Raw genomic sequence first — 26,383 nt, 5'->3', positions numbered from 1 at the left:
GTGGCAATACGCACTGTCGGTATCATTGGCGCGGGCAAACTTGGCATTACATTGGCCCAGCTAGCAACAAAAGCCGATTACGAAGTACTCGTCGCCGGATCGGGTAGCCCGGGCAAAATAGCGCTTGCTATTGATACGCTTACCCCTGGTGCACAGGCAGTCACTGCTAGAAACGCAGCGCAATCTGACATCGTGATTCTGGCAATTCCTCTTGGCAAGTTTCGTTCTTTGCCTGCCAATGCACTTACAGGCAAACTCGTCATTGATGCCACGAATTACTGGTGGGAAGTCGATGGACCACGCGAGAACATTTTGCCAGACGAACAATCATCGAGCCAAGCTATTCAGGGATTTTTGCCTGCATCCCATGTCGTCAAGGCGCTCAATCACATGGGCTACCATCACCTGCATGACGAAGCTGCAGCGCAAAATATGCCAACTCGCAAAGCCATTGCCATCGCAGGTGATCACAAAGAAGATATTGAGACCGTCGCGCAGTTTATCGACACGCTTGGTTTCGATCCGCTACCTATCGGCAACCTAGCCGCGGGTCGCACACTTGAGCCAGGACACCCAGCATTCGGTGCCAATCTTACTCGACAAGAACTTGCAGAGCTTATTGTTTAATTACTATATGAATCACATCCATAGCCATCCGAGTCATTGTCGAGATGATAATGATCCGTGCCGACTATGCGTACAGTTTGCCCTATATCCGCACAGTTGAGATCACCCGAGACTACTGGCACACACGGTGAATAATCGGGATCGCATTCAGGCGTATCAGATGCCTCAGATGATGGCACGGAATTAGACAAGGGTTCATTGGCGTGAGGTCCGCTGGACGAAACGGGTATCGGCGCCGTCTCGGACGTACGTGTCGATTCCGGCTGCCACGTCACGAGCACATGCGTGGTGTACCACCAACCACCGCAAACCGCCATAAAGATACATACTGCAATAGCAGCAATACCACGCATCCGCAGATCAACAGCCGGATCATCCCGGGCCAGTCCGACCCGAATTGCCACTTCGTCCACATAGTAACTCAGCTGCGACCAGATTTGATCCAACCGATCACGCATACTACGTTAGCGGATCACTGGTGGCTTACGTGGCGCTGGCCTGGTGACGGCCTGACGTGGGCTAGCCGCGGAAAGCCGCGTACTCGCGACTGCCGGCGACTGCGCCCGGACAACCGCACCTTCATTTGCCGCCATAGTGATGTGCGAGCGACCAGCTAGCACTGATTGCAAAATATCTTCGACCACCTGCGGATCGAGCTGCGGATTGTCTTCAAGCACTCGTTTGACAACAGAACTCAGTGTCGTACGCTCAGCATCATAGAGTGAGTTTTTGCGGATGATATACATCTTTTTGAGTGCACGGTAGTTTTTGTGGAACTGTTCAAGCTCGAGAATCATACTCTCGGCGCGAGCATATTTCTTTGCAATACGATGCTGAATCTTCTTGGCCATGCGAATACTGCGCCACTGACTAAACATCGTCGGATCAAATATCTTGCGGGCTTCGGCACGAATTGCCAGCCCCGTCCCCAGATAAAGTACCGTCAGAAGTAGTGCCATAAGCGCTTCGGAGCTGATGATCGTGAAGATATTGTCTGGATACTCCTGAATATCCATATAGATAACCACACCGCGAATTGCGACAAAGATGAGAGCAATAGTAATCCAGATCCATGGCTCATAAAATGACCAGCCGCGCCGAGCTGGATGCGCTGCCTGCGATCGACCCCATAGAAACGCCGTGACACTACCGACAAGGGCCAGTGCAAATGCCAAAATACTGGCGTTGAGCTGATCGGTATCGAGCAAGCGTTCGATAGCCGCACTAAGCAGCAACATATCGAGAAAACTGAGCAGGAGACAGCCCGCTACAACCCAGTAGTGGCCGTATGGAGTAGCGAACGCCGTATCAGTGTCGACAGGGCGTTTGTATGGGGTGGGGGAGCGGCGGGCTTTGGCCAATTTGACAGCATCCGTATCGCGCGATTCGTTGCCCTGGGCGAGCAGGCGCAAACGGGCCACCGCATCGTCGTAGTCAATACCGGACGTCGTCTTGTCGTAGCCCATCGATTCGAGTTGATTGATATCTTGCTCGACTTTAATAAGTGAGGCCTTGGTCTTTTTGAGCCCGCGAGCATAGGTAGTGTCGATGCGCTGTTCTCGCTTGCGGTATTCCGTCTCGAGCGCTGCGTGCAAATCGCTGTAACGACCACTGACGATACGCAGCATAGCTTCGACCGATTTGGCATCGAGCTTCTGGTTGCGGCGAGTATGTTTGACCGTTGCGAGTGCACGGCGCCGTACCAGTTCAATCTGCTTCTGGCTCGGCTTCTGGAGCCGTACGAGTACTTTGAGAAAACTTTTAGCCATTACGAGAGCTCCTTTATTTTTTGGGTAGTTTCACTGGTAAAATCACGTAATTCAGCATCATAATTGGTACAACCAAGTCTATTGAGACGGCGACCAGCAACTTTGACGTAGGCGTTCATGGACATCTCGTAGATATTGTGCGCCGCTTGAGCAAATTCGGCAAATTCTTTGCGACTGTCGGCCTGTGCTGCAGTGATATCGGCCAGCTTATCCTCGGCTTTTGCAACCACACCGAGCTGCTGCTTCACAGATCCTTCGATCTGACCGAGCTTACCCTGGTAGTTAGCTTTTTCTAGTGCCGTGAGGTCGTCACGAGCAAGGCGAGATTTGATGTCGGTGTACTCATGTTTGGCTTCCAGTAGCTGAGCTTGCTCGCGCTCCAGCACGCCGCGCGCTTCGCCCTCGAGTCCTGACAGCCTTGCCTGTACACTACGCGCTCGTTTGGCTTCTCGTAAAACGTGATGGTCGCGCACATCGGCCAGGTGCTCAAGAAACTGTGTCTTAAGGAGATATTTCTCGCCCGCGATAGTCTGTCTGTCAAAATCACGTGCCCGCGTAGCACCATGATCGCTGAGAAACCGTCGTCGCACACTGGCACGGTCGGCACGAGCAGCCAGCCACCCGCGTAGACGCATCCAGATAGATACCGATGGGCGAGTATGTTCATAGCGTGGTGCTGGACGCGGTTTTTTAGCCACTACATCCTCCACTGCTATCCATAGTGACGATGACGACACGATTGGCCTGTGCTTTTTCGCTATTCCATGTACCGGTCGCGTCTTTTTCGTCGACACGGCCTTCGAAATCACTTGAGCCTTTGCCAGTCGCCATCACGGCTGCATCGTTCACACCACGCGCCACGAGCAGCTTTTTGACAGCGTCCGCCCTAGATTTCGACAAGTCACTAGTCGCTTCGATGGTGCCATTTGGCCGCGCCGTGTAGCCCTCGACAGTCAGTTTTGCAGCTGGGCATTTTTGGTAATTCGCAATGATACCGTCGAGTGCCGAGTTGGCTTTTGCCTGATCTTGGATAGTAGCCGTACCAGGTTTGAATCCGATGGAGTTTTCGCCAAGTTTGTAGACCACCACGCCGCCAGACAGTCCATTGACAGTCACCGGCGTCACTGTTTTGTCTGTCTTGACGCTCTCTGTCGCCATGACAGTATCGTCAGTGACGAGACGAGCGCCCATGTAGTTGAAAATAGTATTGTAAATATTGCGGAGATTGCGTTTCTCCGTGGCGTCGAGTGGCTGTTGGGGCGATGTAGTAACACCTAGTCCGGACCACACGATGCGGACGCCCTTGAGATCATCTTGAGCGATTGTACCTTTGGCTTTGAGCTGCGCCAGCACATCCGCCGGATCGGCATGGAGCAGATCACCATTGGCAAAATTGAGCGGCTGCGAATCCGACAATCCCGAACCAACTACGAGCACCAGTGGTGATTTGGTACTGGGTGACGTCGTGACGGCACGACCGGCAGCTACAATGTTGTTGAAATAGTCGGCACCGTTTTCGCTTGCGGGCTGAGCAATCGCTTTGTCGATCTTGTCGACAGTCTGGCTCGAATTTGTGACGAATGAATTCACATTTCCAGCTTTTTTCACCTTCAGATCGTCGAGCTGAATGCGTGAGCCGCTTGGCGTGGCAGAGTAGAGATAGAACTGGAGATCACCGTCTGTCTGGGCGAGGGAATTACGCAGATATTTGTCTGCTTCATCGGTGAGCTTGGGCATAGGACTATCGGCCGTATTACCGACCACTAGTGCGACGCTATCACTGGCATAATCTTCGTCGGCCGGACACGAGGTGACACGCCACGACCAGTCCGGCTTGGCATACCCGGCAGCCGTACACTTGGCAATGGCACTGTTGACGTTGATATACGTCATGCCAAACAATACGCCAGCTACCAGCAAAATCGCACCGATGCCGATTAGCCACGGCTTCGCGTCTTCAAAGTCGAAATCGAAATCCATTTTTCTCCACTCTCCTCGCCAGAGTTACTTATGGTTATTTAACCACACTCGGCGTGTTCTATACAACAGTCCGAGTGTCTGCCCACACGAATTATCCAATCCAGAATACTTATACTGTATGAATAAAGGTTTAAAATAGTCCTTCACCAAAAACTTCAACACGATTGAAATCTTTGGTAAAGCGACAGTGCAAGGAAGAGCCCGAGCGCTGAAGCTTCACACCCCGGGGTTACATACCAACCGAGAAATTACCACCGACGCTGACGATAGTGCTGAGCTACGGCATACACCTTGGCTCGTGGCCATCCATATTCAGACTGCAGCTGGTGTATTGCCCTGCGAAATAGCTCGGGTGTATCGCCGTACGGTGTACCGTAGAACGGCATGGAGGCCTCGTAGATGATGAGGCCGACGTTGCGTAGCAGAGGATTGCGCAACCGCTCCTCAATGAGTTGCTGCTGCTCAGATGCCTTGTCGACGAGTGTCGGCGCAACCCTGTCGAGCACTTCTTGCACCGTACGCGGCTGCATCCACGAGTATTCGCGCAGATGCGGTGCCCACAGCGCACCGGCTGTGATCACGCGGCTGCCTTGGTGTCGACGATATCCGGCTTCTCGCATGACCTGTTTGCACAGCGTCCGAGATACCGAACCAAACACGATCACGCTGTCGCACTCCTTGGCCAAATCTTTCATCAGTGCTCCTTCGAGCGGCTTGATCCCTACACTGTCTACACACATTCATGTTATGAACATATGCGTAAATTATATAATACCATATATGATATATTTGATCAATTAACTGGAGAGTCAGAGTGAGTGCGCACCGAATTTCTCCGGTGCGCGTCCGCCGCTCCCTGCGTTGTCACGCTAGCGCGGCGGCGCCCCTAGGGAAGGTTTACTCCAGGCGAGCATGATGCTCCCGCATCCGTCGCACAGTACGTCGATCGGTGCTTCTCGCCCCGTATACGACGGAGAGCAACATGACCAGCATGGCGACCCCTGCCCACCAAATTGGTCCTGCATCCGAGCCGGGAGTGGTATAGAAGATACCCGCCAGCAGCATCGCAAGCACGGTCACTCCTGCGACCACACCACACCATTTTTCAATCTTGTCTCCCATAACAGGTTCCTTCCTCAAGAGGAGGTGCGAATATATACTCGCACTATCGCACGATGCGATTATTTATATTGTATAATTTTTTGCTATTTTCGTCTACGGCCATGAGGCATATGCGCTATACTGGAGCATAGTTATGTCCGATATTATCACCAGCAATAACAACCCAACCGTTCGCAGACTTCGCAAGCTCGCCACTAGTGGTAAAACTCGACGCGAAGAAGGCAGGACGATCGCGAGTGGCACGCACCTCGCGCACAGCTTCCTCGACACTGGCGACACGCCAGAAATATGTATCATCGCTACAGCCGCGCAGGCAAACGAAGAGGTAATCGAACTCGTGCGGCAACTTCAGCATACCAGCACAACGCTCATCGAGTTTGCCGACAATATCTATGAGTCTGTCGCCGACGTACACGCTGCGGTCGGTATTTCTATCGTATTCTCCATACCCGAAGCCTCGAACACGGCGCTCATAGGAGATGCGTTGCTTGTCGAAGACGTGCAAGACCCGGGCAATCTCGGCACCATGCTACGCACCGCAGCCGCTTCAGGAATCACGGATGTCTACCTATCGCCAGATTGTGCCTCTGCATGGTCGCCAAAAGCATTGCGCGCTGGCATGGGTGCACAATTTGCACTACGCATTTACGAGCAAAGCAACCTGCAGAAGCTCATCAAATCGTCTCAAACACCCGTATATGCCACCATGCTCACCGGCGATAGTGTCGACTTATACGACCTAGACTTAAGGCAACCTACCGCGTGGCTTGTAGGCAACGAAGGGCAAGGCGTATCGACCGTGCTTGCGACCCTCACCACAGAGCGCGTCCACATCCCCCAGGCCGCCACGCCAGTTGAATCACTCAACGTCGCAGCAGCGACGGCCGTATGTCTGTACGAGCAGTTCCGCCAACGGCAGTCATCACAATAATTTCGTTTTTTTGGCTATAGCTATAGCGCCCACCACGCCAACCGCTACCTTCGTGACATCGAGCGCGTAGCTACCAACATGCCGCATGTACTTTTTACGTCTACCTCGAGGGGAGTTATCATACGTGGCGTGTGCAGCATCATGGAGAGTCTTTAGGTCTGCACCAAATCTACCCATATAAAAACTGTGCACTGTCTCGACCACTTCACTAGGCTCGACACTCGCCGTAGTGTCAGTGTCGTCATATTCTGGCGCCACATAGAGAACCCCTTCGACATCTCCATTGTTTATAACTTTAAACTCCGCACCCTCTAATCCAAGGCTATTCATCATTTCTACACGACGCTGCTCGAGTCCCACCACGTAATATGTCATCGCTCGAAACGCAGCAATTCCATCCCCAAACTCAGCACCGTATGCTTCAAGCGTACGCTGGACTGAGTCTGCATGCGACGTAACCAGACTAACAAGTACTTCGTCATTTTTAACGCTTGGAGTATCCGTATATTCTACAAGTGCTTCATTGAACAGTTCGAGCTGCCTGTTTGTTAGATCGGCGACATATTCGAATCCTTTTTTGGCCGGTTCTATGATTGGTGTGTTCTCGTCATTAAACTCTTGGTGCATTTCGCTACTCATAGTACAGCCAATATATCCTGCTATCCTCAAAATACAAAAAACTTATGCATATACAGACCCGGTAAAATAGTTTTCGCTGACGCATACGTGTAAATCTTCTATACTAGTAGCAGTATGAAGAAAATCAAAGTAGCCATCCAAGACGAATACACACTCGTACTCCAAGAAGCCGCAAATAAAGGCGATACGGTCGACCTACGTACTATTCACGAAACCGATATCGACACTACGACCGTGAAAAACGTGGTCAATAGCATCAAAAAAGACGCCTTCGAGGCTGAGGTCGCCAAAGTGCGCGAGGCGATCGAGCGCGAAAAAGCCCTCGAAGCCGAGCTGAAAGAGCGCAAGTTACTCGAAAAAGTTACCCAGCTGGAGCGCGACAAGGATGCGGCCGTAGAACTTGCCACTGCTCGCACCAAGGGCGAGCTACAGGCAGACTTAGCGAAACTAGAAGCCGAAGCAGCACGTATCAAGGTCGAGAAAGACGCCGAGATCACCACGCTCCGTGCGCAGGTAGAATCCGTCTCGCAGCAAACTGCGTCCGACACCAAGCTCGCTGCACTCGAAGCGCAGCGCCAGCTCGAAGAAAAGTTCCGCCAACAACTATCTAGCAAAGAAGCAGAACTCAGCGCGCTCTCGCACCAGCGCGAACTCGACGCCGAGAAGTATAAAGAGCAACTCCGCGCCAGCGAAACCGCACTCGTGTCGCTGAAGGAGATGCGCACGCGCATGAGCACCAAGATGATAGGGGAGTCGCTCGAAATCCACTGCGAAAACGAGTTCAACCGCATTCGCCCAATCGCATTTCCAGGCGCCGAGTTCGGCAAAGACAATACTGTATCTGGCACCGGTAGCAAAGGAGACTACATATACCGCGAGACAAACGACGAAGGTAGCGAAATGCTCTCCATCATGTTTGAGATGAAAAACGAGCATGAGACAACCGCAACCAAACACAAAAACAAAGACTTCTTCAAAGAGCTAGACAAAGATCGCCGCGAGAAGAAGTGTGAGTTTGCTGTACTCGTCAGTCTACTCGAGAAAGACAATGAGTACTACGATGACATTGTAACCGTGCACGAATATCCAAATATGTTCGTAATTCGTCCACAGCACTTCATCACTATCATCGGTTTCCTCCGCGCCGGTAGTCTGAAATCACAAGAGCTACGTAAGCAAATTCACGCGCTCAACAACCAGCATGTTGATGTGACAAATTTTGAGCAGAGTATGCATGAGTTCAAGTCAAGTTTCTCGCGAAATACAGATCTCACGCTGAAGCAGTTTGAAAGTGCAATCGATGAGATCGACAAATCTATTGATCGTCTGAATAAGGTCAAAGAAAACCTGATGAAATCAGGCAACAACCTGCGTCTTGCCAACAATAAAGCACAAGATCTCACGATCAAACGCCTGACGCGTGGAAATCCTACAATGGCAACCAAGTTCGACGAAGCACGGGAGGGGTAACAAGCGAGTGCTATACTAGAAATATGACTAAACGACTCTATCGTTCCGCACAGGACCGCAAAATCGCTGGCGTCTGCGCTGGCATCGCAGAATATTTCAATATTGACCCGACTATTATTCGCGTCATAGCCGTGCTTTTGCTACTTCCTGGCGGACTACCTGGATTTTTGCCGTATATCATACTTTGGATTGTTGTACCAACGGCACCTGTTACCACGCAACCCCGCTCAGAATAATTCGACAAAGCGTACGAACACTCTGTACAATGGAGGCATGACCACATAAAAAAACGGAGTGCCGATGACGATAGCCCATGCCAAAAATATAGTTTTTATACTACTCGGTAGTGCTATCACCGCTCTCGGTCTTCAGTTTTTTCTCCTCCCAAATCATTTGCTTGACGGCGGTGTCACTGGACTTTCTATTATTGCCGCCCACCTAAGCGGTTGGCCACTTGGTGTATTCCTGCTACTCCTAAATATACCGTTTGTGTATCTTGGATATCGCAGACTAGGCGGTACATTTGCGGCGTATTCCACGATAGGTATCGTGATGCTCGCGATACTCACATCTGTGCATTTCAACCACGGTTTCACCGATACGCCCATTCTCGCGGCCGTATTTGGCGGCATGTTCGTTGGCGTGGGCGTGGGCATTGTTATCCGCTATGGTGGTATCATCGACGGTGCCGATACTGTTGCGGTGCTCATCGACCGAGTAACCGTCTTTTCTGTAGGCGAAGCTATCATGACGATTAATGGTCTCATCATCGCCTTGTCTGGATTTGTGTTTGGATGGGAAGCAGCCATGTATTCGCTAGTGGCCTACTTCGTTGCACACAAAGCCATTGATGTTACCGTAGAAGGACTCAACGAAGACAGAAGCGTCTGGATCGTGAGTATGAACGTGCGTGATATCGGCAAAGCTATCAATAGTGTCATCGAAGAACCAGTGACCTATGTCAAAGAAAGCAACCCCAAAGACCCGGAACCGCACGGTGTGCTACTGGCAGTTATCACTCGGTTCGAAGAGCAAAAAATCAAAGCCGCGGTCTATGCAGTTGATCCGCGCGCCTTCATCGTCATCTCCAGCGCACACGAGATTATTCGTAGCGAAGAAAGCTAACCAACATAAAAACTTGATTTTGCCATGAGTACGAGTACAATCTCTACTAACAGGAGTAGTTACCATGCCATCACGTATTAATCGAGACAACTTCGTAGTGCATCCTCAAGATTTTACGGTTTACGACATAGGTATGTATGCACGCGACATACTGCGTCATAATGGGGATGTGGATACGGCAACCGGTCGTGTCACAGCTACATGGAACAGCGAAGTGTTTGATCATGCTCATCTCATGAGTCGCACGCTTGATGAGCCGCTACCGCAGTTTAAACTTACCGGAATAGAACAAAATGGCCAAGAAAGAAGCTATTCGTTTGGACCCGGTGCTGCGAAAATTGCTGTGTACGATGCATCACACATCGCGCTCGATACAATATCTACAGAACAGGCACACAGCAGCGCACTCGACGCCATTACATCCCATCCTTTTCCGCGACCAGATATGGTTCGCAACACCCCAGAGACGGAGCGGCGCTACAGGGAAGTCCTATCTAATACGGCTGTCCATGCAGCGATCGAAGATGGTCTCATCGATATATATTCGCTAGCCGCCACCCATGACCTCACTAAATATGAAGCTGCAGCAACAGTCGCAGGCGAGTATGGGTTTCATATAGATGGTATAGACGTATATTTTTCACAATCACTCAGTGATACTCGGCATGCTATCCTTGCGTTTGCAGCACGCGCGTTTTACGAGCAGTCGAGCCGTCGCGCCCTTACCTACAAGAGAGATAATCCTCCGACTATTTGATTGCTACTAGTTCGATATCAAATACCAGGTCGCTATTTGGTGGGATATTCGCTGCGGCGCGTACAGAGCCGTAGGCTTTTTCCGAAGGGATAATAAGGCGGCGCGTACCACCGACTTTCATACCGGGAACACCCTCAGTCCAGCCCGCAATCACGCGGTCAAGCGGAAACGTAATGGGCTCGTCAAAATCATGGCTACTCTGAAAAATAGTACCGTCTACGCACAACGCCCCGGTGTAGTGGGCTGTGATCGTCGCACCTTCGGGTACTGTCTCGCCAGTTCCTTCGACCGTATCGATAATCTGCAACTCTGCGACTTTTGGCAGGGGAGTAAAGTTAGCAAGTTTTGTACCTTCGAGTTGGGAATCATTCATATATCCAGTATACCGCGGACAGGAGTATACTAGAAGTATGAGCACGAACTATATACCCGGAGTCTGTAATATCGGTCCCGCCGAGATTCGCATGCGGCGCATGACAGGATATATTGGCTTGACCCTGACAATTGCGTTATTCGTACTGTTTTATCTTGTGCCTATCGACGCGGCGTGGCGCGCGCTAGTTTTCATACCGGCCACACTCGCAGCGATGGGATTCCTCCAGGCCTATCTACATTTTTGTGCCAAATTTGGCATGAGCGGGCTGTTCAATGTCAGCGATGACATGAAGCACCAGGAAAGCGTCGACCAGGCTGAATACCGCAAAAAAGATCAGCAAAAAGCTGTGACAATCATCACGGGAGCAGTATGTATCGGTGCGCTTGTTGCTGTAGTCGCGTACTTTTTGCCATTTGTCGCACAGTAATCTGCCACACCCATGAATCCAAACATCCACTCGATTCTCGATGCAATGGACGCGATAGAGGCCGCTAAGTATTTACTCGGGGCAGAACTTATTCGAGAGATTGACGGTAAGCTACTACGCGTACGCATCGTCGAGACCGAAGCATACCACCAGTCAGACGCAGCGAGTCACAGCTACCATGGCCGCACCCCTCGAACCGATGTCATGTTTGGCTCAGCAGGACATCTCTATGTGTACTTTACCTATGGGATGCATTATTGTTGCAATGTTGTCGTAGGCAGAGAGGGTTACGGTGCCGCAGTACTTCTACGAGCCGCAGAGCCACTTGAAGGACAAACGCATATGCAGCAACTGCGAGACAAAGACGGTATCGCACTCACCAACGGTCCTGCCAAATTGTGCCAAGCACTCCAAATAGACAAGGTTTTAAACGGCCACGATCTTGCAAAAAATCCGTGCAAATTACTTCTGCGTGATCCATTGCCACTGGATCAAATTGTCCAAACGACACGTATAGGTATCAGCAAGGCCCGCGATGAGCCTTGGCGGTTTTATATCAGAGACAATCCCTACGTATCGCATACATGACATTCGCGCCGAGCATCAGTCGGGTGTATACTGGTAAGTACGAAAGGAGGATAGAATGGCAGATACGCAATCTGATTTCACCGGACTCAAAGCCTTGTTTTTCAACGGCACGCTCAAGCGCTCGCCAGAGGTCAGCAACACTGAGGGGCTACTACGGGCAAGCGTCAACCTCATGCAAAAGCTTGGTGCCTCGGCCGAGATTATTCGCACAATTGATCATGATATAGCAACTGGTGTACAGCCAGATATGCGCGAGCACGGCTGGAAAACAGATGAATGGCCCCAGCTGTTCGAAAAGGTTAAAGCTGCTGATATCGTGGTAGTGTGTGGGCCAATCTGGCTCGGCGACAACAGCTCGCAGACAAAGAAGCTCATCGAGCGCCTTTATGCAAACTCTGCTGACACCAACGGCAAGGGCCAATATATTTACTACGGCAAAGTTGGCGGCTGTATCATCACCGGCAACGAAGATGGTATCAAGCATTGTGCCATGAATGTGCTCTATAGTTTACAACATGTTGGTTTCACAATTCCTCCGCAAGCGGATGCGGGCTGGATTGGCCCAGTAGGACCCGGGCCTAGCTATTTGGACAAAGGGTCGGGTGGCCCGGAGAGTGACTTCACCAATCGTAATATCACCTTTATGACGTACAACCTCCTTCACACGGCTCAGCGACTACGCAAGGCAGGCGGAATCCCAGCAGAGGGTAATGTACCAGCCGCCTGGAATGACGGCGAACAGTATGGGTTCGCTAATCCTGAATACAGATCGCCGTCCAAATAGCCAGTCATCCAATCTAATCGAAAGGAGCATCAATGACACGCACGCAACACACTATGCAGGATCCGCGCTCACAGTATCCAGCACTCGACATACCCGAGCAACGCCAAAAAGAGCCGGGGCTCGACTCCGAATTGCAGCCAAAGGCCGACCATGGAGAAACCACCTACGTAGGGTCGGGCAAACTGCAGGGACGTAAAGCCCTTATCTCCGGAGCCGATTCTGGTATAGGCAGGGCAGTAGCAATTGCGTTCGCGCGTGAAGGAGCGGATGTGGCGATCACTTATCTGCCCAGTGAACAGAATGATGCCGAAGAAACACTGCGCATCATTTCAAAGGAAGCCGGGGAAACTATTGCAATTCCCGGCGATCTGAGTGAGGAAACATTTGCCCAAGATCTGCCAAACAATATCATGAAGGCATTTGGCGGTCTCGATATCATTGTCAACAATGCTGGTAAACAAATTTACTGCGACGATATTACGAAACTTTCTACCGACCAGCTCGATGCAACATTTCGAACAAATATATATTCTATGTTTTGGATCGTACAATCCGCACTAGAGTTTCTGCCGCCCGGCGCAAGCATTATCAATACCACCTCCATCCAGTCATACCAGCCGTCAGCTGGACTACTCGACTATGCCTCCACAAAAGGAGCAATCACCAGTTTCACAAAAGGACTTAGCGCCCAGCTTATCGAACGAGGCATCCGTGTTAATGCGGTTGCACCAGGTCCGATCTGGACCCCACTCCAGCCCAGCTTCGGCCAGCCAATGGAAAAGCTGACTCACTTTGGTGAGCAATCACCATACGGTAGAGCCGGCCAGCCCGCAGAGTGCGCGCCGGCATATGTATTTCTCGCCAGCCAAGAATCGAGTTATACCACAGGTGAAGTAATAGGCGTGACTGGCGGTAACTGGACACCCTAACAAAGGAGGACCTATGCCATACTCAGACAAAAGTGAATTACCCGACAGCGTAAAGAATGTGCTCCCTGCGCATGCCCAAGATATTTACAAAGAAGCATTTAACAGCGCCTACGACGAGTACCAACACAAGGAAGATCGTCGCGATGACGCCTCGCGCGAAGAAGTCGCGCATCGTGTCGCTTGGAGTGCAGTTAAGCAGAAATACCATAAAGGTGACGACGACAAATGGCACCTAAATAACAGCTAGGTGGCTTCGCTCGGATCCTCGTCAGCACGAACAGCCTGATGCCTCCGCCTACCTGACCTACCTAGTGCCAGCCCAGCCAGGAAATTGGCGCTTGTTGGCTTAACCTGCCGCCGCATAAACTCAGCAAATGCCGCCGTGTTGCGCTGCGAGGCCAGCTGTTGCCTGAGAGGTCGTCCGATCATGCTGCCAAGTGATGCACCAGCCGCAATCGTCAGTGCCAATGCCACCGCAGTAAACAGTGTGCCTATAGCAGTAGGAAACAGCGGGTCGCCTGGTGGATACCGGATAAGTTGCATGAGACCAGTATAGAGTGCCAGTCCGGGCACGAGTGGCACGATACCGCCAGAGATAATACCCACAGACGGGGTGCGCCAAAGTCGCGAGATAATCGCCGCAGCCGCACCAATGATGAGTGCCGCCACACCACTTGCAGGCACGGCCGAAATAGTCGTGTTTGCCACGATACACGACAGTACAAACAGACCAACACCGCCGATAAGCCCCACGCCCACAATCGCACGCCTCCGTGTCTGACTCGCCAGCGCGTAGCCAGCAGCAGCGATACTAGCACCAATCACTTGAAACGCCAGACTATTGAGCGCGAGCGGGTCTGTCGACACTGCGATGCCAATGCCAAGCTTGCGCGCCGTATAGAGTCCCGCCAGAATACCCACTACTATTCCGACTGTCAGCATGACAACTTTTCCGATACGTGCGTTTGCCGTCACATAGTACTCATCGATCGCATCCTGAATCGCGCCCACTATGACAAGTCCTGCTACAAGCATCACCACACCACCAACCACGAGCAATGTCGGGTTGGTATCGGCAAAAAACTCTATACCACTACTACCGAGCGCCGTAATACCCGCCGCCAGCAGTGTAATGAAAAGTGCCGCCACGGCCTGTCGAAAGAAAGGTGGTATACTATAGCGAACCAACAGTGCGAGCACTCGATCGATCGCAATCCCTATACCAAACGTCGTCACTATCACTTGCCAGTCACTCGTGTACATCAGTGTCACACCGGCTACAATCGAAGCATTACCAAACATAATTGCCCACCAGGGAAATCGTTTCGGATGAGCCAATAGTGTTTCGAGTAGCGCCTCTGCTGCATCAAGCGTGTGCTGACCTTTTCCTATCTCATAGATAAGATTCTGAATCGACTGAATTGTCATATAGTTGAGTTCGCGGGGTGCGACAGGTCGAATCATCGTCAGAGGTTCGCGCTCAATACCGCGTAGCTGTGACACCATGATGACATTGGCGCTAATATCAATATGCACAGGTCGCTCGCAGTAGGTATCCGTCACATCGAGCACTTTCGACACAACGCTGTTTGCCGACACACCCATAGAGAGAAGTTGATCTGCCATGGTTGTGGCCATGCGCAGGGCTCGCATGTTGGGGGTGAGGCCAGAGCCAAATTTCTCTATGAGTGGCAGTGCAGCTGCTTCGACGGCTTTTTCTATGCGGCGGTGACCGAATGGCCAGAGTTTCATGTTTATCTTCCTTGCTTACAACTACATATTGTACCAGATTTGACACTACGACATATAAAGTATATTATCCAAGCTGCAGACTCTAGAGACAAGGGGGCCACCATGGCCACTGCAGAACAACATACGATCGACACAATGTCGATGCGTGCACATCTAGGAGCCCGGATTGCTGTCAATGTCGGTTCCTCCACAGCAACCGAAGCTGATGCCGCCACATTACTGGCTGCGTGCGACGACATAGACTGGCTCGTGCTGCAAGCCGACAAGTTCATGCAAGAACTCAGCGCAGAATTCCGAGCCCAGCTGTTGGACATCGCAACCGGCGCGAGAGGCAATACCAGCGTGACATTCGCTCGCATCGCATGGTCAGGGCCTATCCGCACAGATGCCGGCGCCTATCTCAACAGTGCGACAGAGGAGCTTCCGCTGGTTCGAGACTTCTTCCTCTACCCACCACGCAACACGGGAGAGTACCAGCTGTTCCTGCGGTTCGTCACAGAAAGCTGCACACCCACACCCTGACCAGCGCCGTTTCATCCCGCGCTCCGGTCGGAGTGTGGGATGAAACGACTACGCCAGACGATCCACGCCAAGTCGCCTTTACTATACCGTAGGGGAGTATACTAGATATATACAGGAGGTACCATGAGTAGTATCACAGCCATTAACCAACAAATCAGCCAGTACGAGCAGCGTATCGACGCCAAGCAAAAGGAAATGGCCAAGTACCAGCGCCAAGCCACCGTGGATGCTGCACAGGATAAGCAGCAAAAAGCCGCCGGGGATGCCCAAGTAGCCCATCGCGACCAGCAGGATATACAGCAGTACCAGCAGGAGATTCAGAAACTGACCCAGGAACGTATGGAACTTGAGCGCCAGGTCACTAATCTCGACGCCAAGCTCGGGGAACGTCATAATCAACATATCGCTGATCAGCAGCGGCTCGAACAATCATACAAAGTCGACGTGCAGCAACTTGAGCGCGAAAAACTCCAACTCATCGGCTAATCTCATGCTACGCTAGTAGCATGTACGACCATCTCGTTCATCGCTGGCTGCGTATTCCGTATCGGCTCCACGTCGATGTCGTGCAAGATCCACCGCACCCACGAGCCACTCTCCTCATGGTTCATGGCATCGGCAACAACGGTCATGCTTGGGACAACGTGATTCACGGCTTACCACATAACATACGTATCATTACCGTTGATCTGCTTGGATTTGGCCGCTCGCCACACCCATCGCACATCCGATACAATACCCACGAGCAAGCTCGCAGTATACTGCAGACCTATTTCTCGCTCGGCATCCCAGACCAGCTGATGATCGTCGGTCATTCGCTCGGTTCGCTCGTAGCAGTCGAGATAGCCAGGCGATATCCATTACTCGTCAAATCTCTCGTACTTGTCAGTCCGCCTTTTTATCGTCCGGAAGATCCAGCGACGAGACAGCTGATCCGCAAGCCAGACGCTATACTTCGCGACCTCTACACAGTCGTCCAGAAACACCCCGAAGATTTCGTACGCGTAGCGTGCATTGCCATGAAATACAAACTTGTCAACAACGTATTCAGCGTCACGAGCGACAACGTCGCCACCTATATGGCCACTCTCCAGGCGGCCATCGTCAACCAGACCGCCATGAACGATATCGAGCATCTTACTCTACCAATCACGCTTGTACGTGGCCAGCTCGACCCTCTGGTGGTGCCCGCAAATCTCACATATCTTGCACGCACCATGCCAAATGTCACACTCAGACAGACGCTTGCCAGCCATGAACTCGTAGGTGCAATGATACCGAGCGTTGTGCAGGCTGTCGTCCAGCAACTACCACCAGGACAGTGATGTGCGCTATACTACAGATATGAGTAAGTCCACTGAACGCACCGCGCCAAAACGGCTTCGCATCGTCATCCCGACGATCATCCTGCTGATCTGGCTCGTGCTTGGTAGCGTCGGTGGACCGTATTTCGGCAAGATTAGCGACGTTGCCACCAACGATCAGACGACATTCCTGCCAGCCAGCGCCGAGTCTACCCAGGTGAGCGGAGAGCTCGAAAAATTCCAGGACGAAAAATCGATCCCGACAATCCTGGTATTCACCGACGGCGACAAAATCCTGCCGGATGATACTATCACCAAGATCAAAGACGAAACCGCCAAACTCTCATCACGTGCCGAAGTGGTAGGTGAGGTGTCGCCGCCTATCACGTCTGACGACGGCAAAGCCGCGCTAGTGGTTGTCAACGTGAGCAGCAATGTCAAATACGACGAATTCGTACCCGAACTACGCAGTACCCTCGACGCCGCCAGTCTACCAGCACAGTTCAAAGTCACCGGACCAGTCGGCTTCTTATACGACCTCGCTGGTGCGTTCGCCGGCATCGACGGTATCTTGCTTGGCGTCGCACTGGCCGTCGTGTTCATTATCTTGCTCATCGTATACCGATCACCGGTGTTGCCGTTCGTCGTACTGCTCAATAGTATCTTTGCGCTTTCAGCCGCTATCCTGGTAGTCTATTACCTCGCCAAGGCCGATCTCGTGACACTAAATGGCCAAGTGCAAGGTATCCTGTTCATCCTCGTCATCGGTGCCGCCACGGATTATGCGCTACTCTACACTGCTCGCTACCGCGAAGAGCTAACGCGTCATACACATGCATACCAGGCGATTTTGGCCAGTTGGCGACGCTCACTCGAGCCTATCCTCGCAGCTGGTGGCACTGTCACGGCTGGACTACTCTGTCTGCTATTGTCGGACCTTAATTCTAACAAAGCCCTGGGGCCAGTCGGTGCTGTCGGTATCATCCTGGCTATCGTAAGTGCACTCACACTATTACCAAGCCTACTGCTCATGTGGGGACGCAAAGTATTCTGGCCACGCATGCCAAAGTACCGCGCCCAAGCTACTCTCGATATTCCAAAGACAGGTCTGTGGCCACGCATCGCCGGGTTCGTGGGTGCACATGCACGTAGCGTCTGGATCGTCACCACACTCATCCTCGTAGTATGTAGCGCAGGCGTCACCAAACTCCAAGCAGATGGTGTCGCCCAAAGTGATCTTATCCTCGGGGTGTCCGAAGCCCGCGACGGCCAGCAGCTCATCGACCGGCATTTCCCAGGCGGCTCCGGCACCCCGGCACAAATCATCATACCGGCGAGCCAGCTCGATGCCGCGGCCGCTATAGTCGAAGCAGACACAGGCGTCGCCAGCGTTTCTGTCCGAGCCAATAACTCCGACTCTGGTACCAAGCCACTTGGCCGTGCCGAAGCCGATATTAAAGAAGAGATTCGCACCAAAGCAGAGCAAGAACTGACCACCCAAAAAGCCGACCTGCGTGCTCAGATCGAAGCCCAATCGCCCGGTATGCCAAGCAGCGTCGTCGATCAGATATACGATCAGGCGGTTGCCAATATCCCTACTGCGGATGACATCGTAGCCGATGCCTATCCGTTCAAAGACGCGGCGCCCAAGGTCGTCAACGGAGAAGTGCTACTCGAAGCAACGCTTGAAGACAATGCCGATTCCGACGCAGCACAAGCCACCGTCCAGCGGCTGCGTACCAGTATGCACCAACTCGATAGCGACGCACGTGTCGGCGGCACGACAGCCACACAACTCGATACCCGCACTAGCGCCGAGCACGATAGGGCAGTAGTGCTCCCGACAGTGCTCGTAGTCATTACCATCATCCTCATGCTCTTGCTGCGCTCTGTCCTTGCGCCTATCCTCCTTCTTCTCACCACCATACTGTCGTTTACTGCCACGCTCGGCGTCTCCGCGCTACTCTTCAACAACGTCTGGCACTTCCCTGGCGCCGATCCATCCGTCGTATTATACGGCTTCATCTTCCTGGTGGCGCTCGGCATCGACTACAATATCTTCCTCATGACACGTGTGCGCGAAGAATCACTGCGTATCGGCACTCGTCGCGGCGTCTTAGCTGGGCTCATCGTCACGGGAGGCGTCATCACCAGTGCCGGTATCGTACTGGCTGCTACGTTCGCCGCACTCGCCGTCATTCCAATCCTATTCCTAGCCCAACTGGCGTTTATCGTAGCATTCGGCGTTTTGCTCGACACCATCATCGTGCGCTCGCTCCTTGTCCCAGCCCTCGTGCACGATATCGGCAACCGTGTTTGGTGGCCTTCGCGCAAGTTCAAGAAATAGTCTACGTTAGTCGTACACTCAGCCCAAGCCCGCCAAATTCCCGGCAGACAAATACTGGTTCTTCGGATGAACTAAGCCTATCGTCATATACGTATCCCAGATCGCTAAATTCCTGCAGCCGAGCCACGTCCTCGACACGGTTTACGATCATCCAGCGCGCAAACGCGCCGCGGGCAATTTTGGCGTGCACCACCACGAATGTCGACTCACCAGTCTTAGGGCTAATAGTCAAGAACTTTGGCGTCACGACAGGCTGGGACGCGTAGGGAAGTAGTGCTTTTGTATACTCGACGGCCGACAAGTTTATGATTGCCGTCACTTGGGGATGTAACAATGTAGCAATCCTATCGCCCCAATATTCGTAGAGATTCCGATAGCGCTCATTTGGCAGGCGATATCCCATCTCGAGTCGATACGGTGTCACACTGTCTAGGGCCCTTAAGCCCCCGTAGAGGCCAGACAGTATCAGGAGATGCTCATTCGCATACATGCGATCCGCATCCGATAGTGACGCAACTTGCAGGCCACTATAGATATCACCAATAAACGCATCGACCGCCGGGCGAGTCACTCCCGGGTCAGACGACCATGTCGCCAGCAGCTCGTGAGTATCAGCAGCTTTTTTGGGTGAAAGTTTCATAGCCTTTGCAATTTCGTCGGTATTCAGCGACGCCAAATATCCAGCCAATCCCAGAGTCTCATGGAGTAATCGAGGTGCCTGATATGGTAGCGGCGCAGGTGGCGCAGAACGCATCGTCTTGGACGAATGAAGTAAAATCTGTAGCATGTTCCTTCAAGTATACACGGATACGCTTGCGAAGTTGCTGCCATAAGCGCTATCATAGAAGCAACATGAAACGTTTCTTGAAAGCCAGTATCATCCCACTCGGCGTCAGCGCCTTCGTCGTCCTGATGTGGGTACTGCTACGCGGCGTCGATATACCCGTACTCATGCCGAGCGGACAAGTAGCCGACAGCCAGCGCAAACTCCTCATCTTTACCGTCATCCTAAGCCTGGTCGTCATCATCCCGGTCTTCGTGATACTCACTGTTTTTGCGCTGCGCTACCGCGAAGGGGGCAAAGCCGACTACAAACCAGAATGGGATGGCAGCGCCAAACTCGAAGCACTGTGGTGGGGAATTCCTATCGTCATCATCGGTATACTGAGTGTCGTCACCTGGCAGACGAGTCACTCACTCGACCCCTACAAACCTATCGCCAGCGACAAGAAGCCGCTCGAAGTGCAGGTAGTCGCCCTGCAGTGGAAATGGCTGTTCCTGTATCCCGAATACGAAGTTGCGACTGTCAACGAATTGCCGCTTCCTGTCGATAGGCCGGTTCATTTCAGCCTTGCTGCCGACGCACCTATGAGTGCCTTCTGGATTCCGGCGCTTGGTTCGCAGATTTACTCCATGAACGGTATGGACTCGCAGCTCAACCTTATCGCGAACAAGACAGGTGAGTACAAAGGCTATAACACCAACATCAATGGCGAAGGCTACGCCAAGATGACGTTTACTGCCAAAGTCATGCCAGAAGTAGACTTCACCAGCTGGACCCTCACCGCACCAGAGAAGGCCATGAAAGCAGGCGACATGATCGACGAATCGACCTACAAGATGCTCGCCAAACCAAGTGTGATATCTGAGCCGCAAACCTACCACCTGATGGACAAAAATCTGTATAATACGATAGTTATGAAATACATGGGACACGGCCAATCGAGCGCAGCGACTTCTGACTCACACGACATGAGCACCATGGATCATAGCCAGATGGAGGCCATGTAGCATGGATCCGTCATGGCTAATCGGTCGACTCTCGGCAGAATACCTCCCGCACGATCCTGTCACCATGGGCGCTGCTATCGGCATGCCACTAGCTATCATCGGCGTGCTCGCCGCCATCACTTACTTCAAACTTTGGGGGTATATCTGGCGTGAATGGATCACCACCCTCGACGCCAAGAAGATTGGTGTCATGTACATGGGTATTGCTATTCTCATGCTACTGCGCGGTGGCGCCGATGCACTCATGCTGCGCGCACAGACGGCACTCGCGCAGACGGGTGTGGAGCTATTCAATACTCAGACATTCCAAGAAGTCTTCACTGCACACGGTAGTATCATGATCTTTTTCGTCGGCATGGGCGCTATGTTTGGTCTTATCAATATCGCACTGCCGATGCTACTCGGCACGCGTGACGTGGCATTTCCGTTTATGAACTCGGTGAGTTTCTGGCTCTTCTTTACCGGCATGGTCATCATCAACGCGTCACTCGTCTTTGGTGGCTTCAGCAATGGCGGCTGGCTTGGATATCCACCACTGACTGGTATAGAATACAACCCTGGACCGGGAGTGGATTATTGGATATGGGCGCTGCAGATATCTGGTATAGGCAGCTTGCTTTCTGGTATCAATTTCACCGTTACCATCCTCAAACACCGTGCGCCTGGCATGACGCTCATGAAGATGCCCGTATTCGCCTGGAGCGTACTTGTGTCGATGGTGCTTGTCATGTTGGCGTTTCCAGTGCTTACCGCCACGCTCGGTATGCTCGCGCTCGATAGGGTAGCAGGTATGCACTTCTTTACTTCCGAAGCGGGTGGCAACCCCATGATGTATATCAATCTCATATGGGCGTGGGGGCACCCAGAGGTCTATATTCTCATACTGCCGGCATTTGGTATCTTCTCGGAAGTCGTAGCCACGTTTGCACGCAAACGCCTGTTTGGCTACACCACCATGGTGGCCGCGCTCATCGCTATCATGTTCCTCAGCTTTGTCGTCTGGCAACACCACTTCTTTACCATGGGGGCGGGTGCAAACGTCAACGCATTCTTTGGCATTATGACCATGATCATCGCCATCCCGACGGGGGTTAAACTGTTCAACTGGATCTTCACCATGTACAAAGGCCGCATCCGTTTCACCGCGCCGATGGTCTGGTTTATGTGCTTTGCGGTCACATTCACGATCGGCGGCGCCAGTGGTGTCATGATGGCGGTACCAGCGCTCGATTTCCAGGTACACAACACGATGTTCCTCGTGGCGCATTTCCACAATGTCATTATCGGTGGCGTGTTGTTTGGTTACTTCGCAGGCATATACTATTGGTGGCCAAAGATTTTCGGATTCAAACTCCACGACAAGTTTGGCAAGCTCTCAGCATACTGCTGGCAAGTAGGCTTCGTATTGGCATTTATTCCGCTCTATATCCTAGGTCTCATGGGCGCCGTGCGGCGCATCAATACCTACGATGATCCGTCTTGGGTGCCGCTCTTCGTCGTCTCGGCCGTCGGCGTCTGTGTGATCGGTCTCGGCGCCGTACTCATGATCCTCGGCATGGTGTATAGCGTCTGGAAACGCAAAGAGCTGGCCGACACTACGGGCGATCCATGGGACGGTCGTACGCTCGAATGGTCGATCCCGTCACCGGCACCGTTTTATAATTTCGCTATCGCACCAAAAGTAACGCGCCGCGACGAATGGTGGTATGCAAAGAAAGACGGCATCAAAAAGCCGAAGCGCGAAGACTACGAAGACATCGAACTACCCAAAAACACTGCCGAAGGCGTCTACATCGCTGTCGCAGCCGGTATGGTCGGCTTCGCGTTTATCTGGCATGTCTGGTGGATTTTGGTGGTCGCACTCATAGCCGTCGTAACACTTATCATCCGCCGCACGCTCAATGACGACACCGAGTACATACTCACGGCAGACGAACTCTATAGACTCGACAAGGAGGCGCGGGCATGACATCGCACGCAGCACATCTGAAGGAAAAAGCAGAGAAAGCCTCGCTCGGCTTCTGGCTCTACCTCATGACGGACATCATGGTCTTCGCCAGTCTGTTTGCTACCTATGTGATACTCCGTCACGGCACCAATGGTGGACCCGCCAGTCAAGACATCTTCAATCTTGAATTCGTCATGGTCGAGACATTCCTACTCCTCATCAGCAGCTTCACGTGTGGCTTGGCGTACTTGGCAATCAAAGCAGGGGAGAAGCGAAACGCACTCATTCTACTCGGTACCACCATCACCCTTGGCATCGGCTTCGTCACTATGGAGCTGTACGAATTTGGCGAACTCATCCGAGCAGGGCACGGCCCCGCACATAGCGCCTTCCTGTCGGCATTCTTCACGCTCGTCGGCACGCATGGACTGCACATCCTCATCGGTATTATCTGGGCAATCGCGCTGGGAGATTACATCTCGAAGCGCGGCGTCACTCCAGATGCAGCTCGCAAATTTGGTCTTTTCGCCGTCTTCTGGCACTTCCTCGATCTCGTCTGGATCTTCATCTTCACTATCGTGTATTTATTAGGAGCTATATCATGAGTAAGGCATCTGTACGTCGATATGAAACGCAGCAATACATCATTGGCTTTGCGGGCGCAGCGGTGCTTACAGTACTGGCGTATTTGTCAGTCAAATTTCACTGGTACGATGCCACCACGACAGCAGCGTTTGTACTGCTGCTCGCCGTCGTCCAGTTCGTCGTACAGGTCTACTATTTCCTGCACCTCCGCGGTGAAGCCAAGCCTCGCTGGCGCAACTGGACTTTTGTCTATGCGCTTGTCATGATGCTCGTCGTCGTGTGCGGTTCACTGTGGGTGATGTACAACCTCAACTACCGCATGGGCATGAGCGGCGACGCCATGGAAAAGTACATGCTCAAACAGAACGAAAAAGGTTTTTAGCGCGTAGTGTCAAAGATCAAGGCGTACTACCAACTCGTTAAGCCTGGCGTGATGTACGGGAATGTCCTCACGGGTGTTGCTGGATACCTCTTCGCAGCCGGGCACTTCCACCAGTTCAGCTGGGTTGGTTTCATCGCTACTACACTCGGCATGACATTTGTCGTCTCGGCAGCTTGCGTGTTGAATAACTACCTCGACCAAGACATCGACCAGATCATGGCCCGGACAAAAAAGCGCCCGAGCGTCACCGGAGAGGTGAGTGGTCCGGCCATGGTAACCTATAGTATCGTGCTCCTCGTGCTCGGCACTGCCGTGCTCGCACTTTGGACCAACTGGCTTGTCGTCGCTATCGGCCTCATCGGGTTCGTCACCTACGTGTGGCTGTACGGCGCCTGGTCCAAGCGTCTCTCGCTCCATGGCACCACTATGGGTAGTATCTCTGGCGCCATGCCGATAGCGGGCGGCTACGCGGCTGTATCTGGGTCTATCGACATCGGCCTTATCATGGTATTTCTCATCCTCTTCTTTTGGCAGTTCCCGGAGTTCTATTCCATCTCCATCTACCGCCGCAAAGAATACAAAGCCGCTGGTGTACCAGTCATCTCTGTCGTACGCGGAGTCCCGGCTACCATTCGCTGGATCTTCATCAACACCATCCTCTATGTACTCTGTACCGTAGCGCTCACACCGCTTGGCTACACTGGCTGGATCTATTTCGTCATCATGCTCATCGCTGGGCTCTATTGGATATACGTCGGCTACCAAGGTTTCTCTGCAAAAAAGCCAGAAGAATGGGCCCGGAAGCGCATGTTCCGTCTGGCGATGTATCACATCCTTCTGCTATGCGTTATGCTGAGCATTGGACCACTACTACCATAAGATATGCTGTTTGAAGTGGCCTTACTATGAAGCCAATCATACTTCCGCTAGACCCAACACACTAGAAAAGTACGCCAAGCTCTATACCGGAGTTTAGCACAAGCCTTGTATTTCAATATGTATTAAATATTAGTTTTGACAAAAGATGTTATAATATATAACTGTCCACGAGTAGAAGGGACGGACAATGAGAAATACTGCAAAAAGCAGTATCGTATTTCTGGCAGTTTTGGCGATGGCGGTGCTCGGGGTCATGACGCCGGGTACGGCCTCTGCTGATACCTGGAACCCTCCAAGGCCGGCAGGCATCGTGCCCGTCGATCAACCGTTTCTGAAGTTGCCGTTCAAACGTGCGTTTGGACAGCGCCTCACAGTCACTCAAGGGTGGAATGAGGAGGCAACTGAGGAGACAGTCATCGGGCCTGGTGTCCATGCTGCAATCGATTTCGAGGGTTATCCATACGGTGCCCCAATTGTGGCGGCGGCAGATGGCTGGGCGTACTACACGTACCAAAGGCTCATCGAGCTGGTGAACTACAAAGACCCGATCACCGGTCGGCAGATCAACTACATCGACGAAGGTGCGGGCTTGTTCGTCGAGGTGGTGCACGACAAACTCGCCACAGGAGTGCCCGGTAACCCGCACTGGGTGACGCAGTATATCCACCTGGACCGTGTGGCAGCCGGTATCCCGTACGTCACATCCACCCCCAGCGGAACAGTGACCGTCGGCAATCAGACGATCACCAACTATTCTCCAGATGGGATCTTGCGACCCCAGAGTGAGTTGATCAGGGTGGGCAAGCGTGTCCGCCAGGGTCAGGTGATTGGCTACATGGGCGACACCGGCATCGGCGCCAACTGGTACGACAACTGGAACCCGGTGCTCCGGACAGTGCTGCCGCGCAATCGCCTGGTGACCCCACCATGGGATCCCCAGGGAGCCTACAAGGTGGTGTCTCCCACCTGGGCGACGCAGCTGCACTTCAACCTGTACGCCGGACGTGGTGCAGATGGCAAGCAAGGCCAGCAGAACAGATTGGACACGTTCGATCTGTACGCTGCTAGTGACCTCGGTATCCTGCCGGATCACACGTATGCCAACCCCTACACGAACAACGTGAAGGGAGGCAAGCCCTACGCGGGGCCAGCTGACTCCAAGACAGCGTTCATCCGCGACAGCCAAGGTAACCTGGTATTCGCGGGCTAGTTCCAACTTCTCTACATGTGGACAAGCTCCGGAGAAATCCGGAGCTTGTTCCTTTTCTATGAACACCTTGCATCCCACTTGTGCTTAGTGCTACAATGTAAGCAACCAAAGTTGTACCAAAACATAAAAAAGGCAAGAG

General features: G+C 52.5%; 31 protein-coding genes. 21 read left to right on the top strand and 10 right to left on the bottom strand.

The window, feature by feature from the left end; translation table 11 throughout:
* On the top strand, positions 1-627 hold the full coding sequence (locus GII36_RS02175; RefSeq protein WP_260764116.1) for an NADPH-dependent F420 reductase: 627 nt from the start codon (positions 1-3) through the stop codon (positions 625-627).
* Here GII36_RS02175 and GII36_RS02170 read toward each other — a convergent pair.
* The 6 genes from GII36_RS02170 to GII36_RS02145 form a co-directional block, all read right to left on the bottom strand.
* On the bottom strand, positions 624-1,085 hold the full coding sequence (locus tag GII36_RS02170; protein ID WP_260764115.1) for a hypothetical protein: 462 nt from the start codon (positions 1,083-1,085) through the stop codon (positions 624-626). The two genes, GII36_RS02175 and GII36_RS02170, sit on opposite strands and share 4 nt — an antisense overlap.
* A gap of 6 nt (positions 1,086-1,091) precedes the next feature.
* Complete coding sequence (locus GII36_RS02165) at positions 1,092-2,396, bottom strand: hypothetical protein (RefSeq protein ID WP_260764114.1); 1,305 nt, start codon at positions 2,394-2,396, stop codon at positions 1,092-1,094.
* On the bottom strand, positions 2,396-3,094 hold the full coding sequence (locus GII36_RS02160; RefSeq protein WP_260764113.1) for a hypothetical protein: 699 nt from the start codon (positions 3,092-3,094) through the stop codon (positions 2,396-2,398). Before GII36_RS02160 ends, GII36_RS02165 begins: the two co-directional genes overlap by 1 nt.
* Entirely contained in the window at positions 3,087-4,376 is a 1,290-nt protein-coding gene (locus GII36_RS02155; RefSeq protein ID WP_260764112.1) for an OmpA family protein, read from the bottom strand. Before GII36_RS02155 ends, GII36_RS02160 begins: the two co-directional genes overlap by 8 nt.
* 248 nt (positions 4,377-4,624) lie before the next feature.
* Positions 4,625-5,116 carry a hypothetical protein gene (locus tag GII36_RS02150; RefSeq protein ID WP_260764110.1) on the bottom strand — a complete coding sequence of 164 codons (492 nt, stop codon included), beginning with the start codon at positions 5,114-5,116 and terminating at the stop codon, positions 4,625-4,627.
* 157 nt (positions 5,117-5,273) lie between these two features.
* Positions 5,274-5,498: a hypothetical protein gene (locus tag GII36_RS02145; RefSeq protein WP_260764109.1), complete on the bottom strand. Its 225-nt coding sequence runs from the start codon at positions 5,496-5,498 to the stop codon at positions 5,274-5,276.
* Positions 5,499-5,631: 133 nt separating this feature from the next.
* Here GII36_RS02145 and GII36_RS02140 point away from each other — a divergent pair, with 133 nt between their 5' ends.
* Complete coding sequence (locus GII36_RS02140; RefSeq protein ID WP_260764108.1) at positions 5,632-6,429, top strand: TrmH family RNA methyltransferase; 798 nt, start codon at positions 5,632-5,634, stop codon at positions 6,427-6,429.
* Here the strand turns inward: GII36_RS02140 and GII36_RS02135 are convergent.
* A complete protein-coding gene (locus GII36_RS02135) occupies positions 6,421-7,068 on the bottom strand; it encodes a hypothetical protein (protein ID WP_260764107.1) in 648 nt (215 codons plus the stop codon). The two genes, GII36_RS02140 and GII36_RS02135, sit on opposite strands and share 9 nt — an antisense overlap.
* A 114-nt stretch (positions 7,069-7,182) precedes the next feature.
* On the opposite strand from GII36_RS02135, the gene GII36_RS02130 reads away from it, so the two are divergent.
* The 4 genes from GII36_RS02130 (at position 7,183) to GII36_RS02115 (ending at position 10,420) form a co-directional block, all read left to right on the top strand.
* Positions 7,183-8,538 (top strand): DUF2130 domain-containing protein, encoded by a 1,356-nt coding sequence (locus GII36_RS02130; RefSeq protein WP_260764106.1) that lies wholly within the window; start codon positions 7,183-7,185, stop codon positions 8,536-8,538.
* 23 nt (positions 8,539-8,561) lie between these two features.
* Complete coding sequence (locus GII36_RS02125; RefSeq protein ID WP_260764105.1) at positions 8,562-8,774, top strand: PspC domain-containing protein; 213 nt, start codon at positions 8,562-8,564, stop codon at positions 8,772-8,774.
* Positions 8,775-8,838: 64 nt separating this feature from the next.
* On the top strand, positions 8,839-9,663 hold the full coding sequence (locus GII36_RS02120; RefSeq protein ID WP_260764103.1) for a YitT family protein: 825 nt from the start codon (positions 8,839-8,841) through the stop codon (positions 9,661-9,663).
* 64 nt (positions 9,664-9,727) lie between these two features.
* Complete coding sequence (locus GII36_RS02115) at positions 9,728-10,420, top strand: hypothetical protein (protein ID WP_260764101.1); 693 nt, start codon at positions 9,728-9,730, stop codon at positions 10,418-10,420.
* Here GII36_RS02115 and GII36_RS02110 read toward each other — a convergent pair.
* Complete coding sequence (locus GII36_RS02110) at positions 10,413-10,793, bottom strand: FKBP-type peptidyl-prolyl cis-trans isomerase (RefSeq protein WP_313900710.1); 381 nt, start codon at positions 10,791-10,793, stop codon at positions 10,413-10,415. The genes GII36_RS02115 and GII36_RS02110 overlap by 8 nt on opposite strands.
* Positions 10,794-10,830: 37 nt before the next feature.
* On the opposite strand from GII36_RS02110, the gene GII36_RS02105 reads away from it, so the two are divergent.
* From GII36_RS02105 to chaB, 5 genes are read left to right on the top strand one after another with little or no spacing between them, the layout of a single operon-like run.
* A complete protein-coding gene (locus GII36_RS02105) occupies positions 10,831-11,223 on the top strand; it encodes a hypothetical protein (RefSeq protein ID WP_260764099.1) in 393 nt (130 codons plus the stop codon).
* A gap of 12 nt (positions 11,224-11,235) precedes the next feature.
* Positions 11,236-11,811, top strand: coding sequence for a DNA-3-methyladenine glycosylase (locus GII36_RS02100; protein WP_260764097.1), 576 nt, complete (start codon positions 11,236-11,238; stop codon positions 11,809-11,811).
* Between the two features lie 55 nt (positions 11,812-11,866).
* On the top strand, positions 11,867-12,595 hold the full coding sequence (locus GII36_RS02095) for a flavodoxin family protein (protein WP_260764096.1): 729 nt from the start codon (positions 11,867-11,869) through the stop codon (positions 12,593-12,595).
* Positions 12,596-12,627: 32 nt separating this feature from the next.
* Complete coding sequence (locus tag GII36_RS02090; protein ID WP_260764092.1) at positions 12,628-13,524, top strand: SDR family oxidoreductase; 897 nt, start codon at positions 12,628-12,630, stop codon at positions 13,522-13,524.
* 13 nt (positions 13,525-13,537) lie between these two features.
* Positions 13,538-13,771 carry a putative cation transport regulator ChaB gene (chaB, locus tag GII36_RS02085; RefSeq protein WP_260764091.1) on the top strand — a complete coding sequence of 78 codons (234 nt, stop codon included), beginning with the start codon at positions 13,538-13,540 and terminating at the stop codon, positions 13,769-13,771.
* Here the strand turns inward: chaB and GII36_RS02080 are convergent.
* Positions 13,768-15,276 (bottom strand): threonine/serine exporter family protein, encoded by a 1,509-nt coding sequence (locus tag GII36_RS02080; protein WP_260764090.1) that lies wholly within the window; start codon positions 15,274-15,276, stop codon positions 13,768-13,770. The genes chaB and GII36_RS02080 overlap by 4 nt on opposite strands.
* A gap of 102 nt (positions 15,277-15,378) precedes the next feature.
* On the opposite strand from GII36_RS02080, the gene GII36_RS02075 reads away from it, so the two are divergent.
* From GII36_RS02075 to GII36_RS02060, 4 genes are all read left to right on the top strand, one after another.
* Positions 15,379-15,798, top strand: a complete 420-nt coding sequence (locus GII36_RS02075; RefSeq protein ID WP_260764088.1) for a hypothetical protein — start codon at positions 15,379-15,381, stop codon at positions 15,796-15,798.
* 123 nt (positions 15,799-15,921) lie between these two features.
* Positions 15,922-16,284: a hypothetical protein gene (locus tag GII36_RS02070; protein WP_260764086.1), complete on the top strand. Its 363-nt coding sequence runs from the start codon at positions 15,922-15,924 to the stop codon at positions 16,282-16,284.
* A gap of 20 nt (positions 16,285-16,304) precedes the next feature.
* Positions 16,305-17,123 carry an alpha/beta fold hydrolase gene (locus GII36_RS02065; RefSeq protein WP_260764085.1) on the top strand — a complete coding sequence of 273 codons (819 nt, stop codon included), beginning with the start codon at positions 16,305-16,307 and terminating at the stop codon, positions 17,121-17,123.
* Positions 17,124-17,142: 19 nt separating this feature from the next.
* Positions 17,143-19,449: an MMPL family transporter gene (locus GII36_RS02060; RefSeq protein WP_260764084.1), complete on the top strand. Its 2,307-nt coding sequence runs from the start codon at positions 17,143-17,145 to the stop codon at positions 19,447-19,449.
* A 1-nt stretch (position 19,450) separates the two neighbouring features.
* On the opposite strand, the gene GII36_RS02055 is transcribed toward GII36_RS02060, so the two are convergent.
* A complete protein-coding gene (locus tag GII36_RS02055; protein ID WP_260764082.1) occupies positions 19,451-20,236 on the bottom strand; it encodes a YaaA family protein in 786 nt (261 codons plus the stop codon).
* A gap of 65 nt (positions 20,237-20,301) precedes the next feature.
* Here GII36_RS02055 and cyoA point away from each other — a divergent pair, with 65 nt between their 5' ends.
* The 6 genes from cyoA (at position 20,302) to GII36_RS02025 (ending at position 26,244) form a co-directional block, all read left to right on the top strand.
* Complete coding sequence (gene cyoA / locus GII36_RS02050) at positions 20,302-21,240, top strand: ubiquinol oxidase subunit II (RefSeq protein WP_260764080.1); 939 nt, start codon at positions 20,302-20,304, stop codon at positions 21,238-21,240.
* Between the two features lies 1 nt (position 21,241).
* Positions 21,242-23,209, top strand: coding sequence for a cbb3-type cytochrome c oxidase subunit I (locus GII36_RS02045; protein ID WP_260764077.1), 1,968 nt, complete (start codon positions 21,242-21,244; stop codon positions 23,207-23,209).
* Positions 23,206-23,793: a cytochrome o ubiquinol oxidase subunit III gene (cyoC, locus tag GII36_RS02040; RefSeq protein WP_260764075.1), complete on the top strand. Its 588-nt coding sequence runs from the start codon at positions 23,206-23,208 to the stop codon at positions 23,791-23,793. The genes GII36_RS02045 and cyoC overlap by 4 nt, the downstream gene beginning before the upstream one ends.
* Positions 23,790-24,155 carry a cytochrome o ubiquinol oxidase subunit IV gene (gene cyoD, locus GII36_RS02035; protein ID WP_260764073.1) on the top strand — a complete coding sequence of 122 codons (366 nt, stop codon included), beginning with the start codon at positions 23,790-23,792 and terminating at the stop codon, positions 24,153-24,155. Before cyoC ends, cyoD begins: the two co-directional genes overlap by 4 nt.
* Positions 24,156-24,161: 6 nt before the next feature.
* Entirely contained in the window at positions 24,162-25,034 is an 873-nt protein-coding gene (cyoE, locus tag GII36_RS02030) for a heme o synthase (RefSeq protein ID WP_260764071.1), read from the top strand.
* Positions 25,035-25,221: 187 nt separating this feature from the next.
* Positions 25,222-26,244 (top strand): M23 family metallopeptidase, encoded by a 1,023-nt coding sequence (locus GII36_RS02025; protein WP_260764069.1) that lies wholly within the window; start codon positions 25,222-25,224, stop codon positions 26,242-26,244.
* Positions 26,245-26,383 lie beyond the last annotated feature (139 nt).

Origin of the sequence: Candidatus Mycosynbacter amalyticus (assembly GCF_025273655.1) — a bacterium.
Taxonomy (GTDB): Bacteria; Patescibacteriota; Saccharimonadia; order Saccharimonadales; family Saccharimonadaceae; genus Mycosynbacter; species Mycosynbacter amalyticus.
Note: the sequence above shows the minus strand (reverse complement) of the source record. Positions and strands in the feature narration are given on the sequence as shown.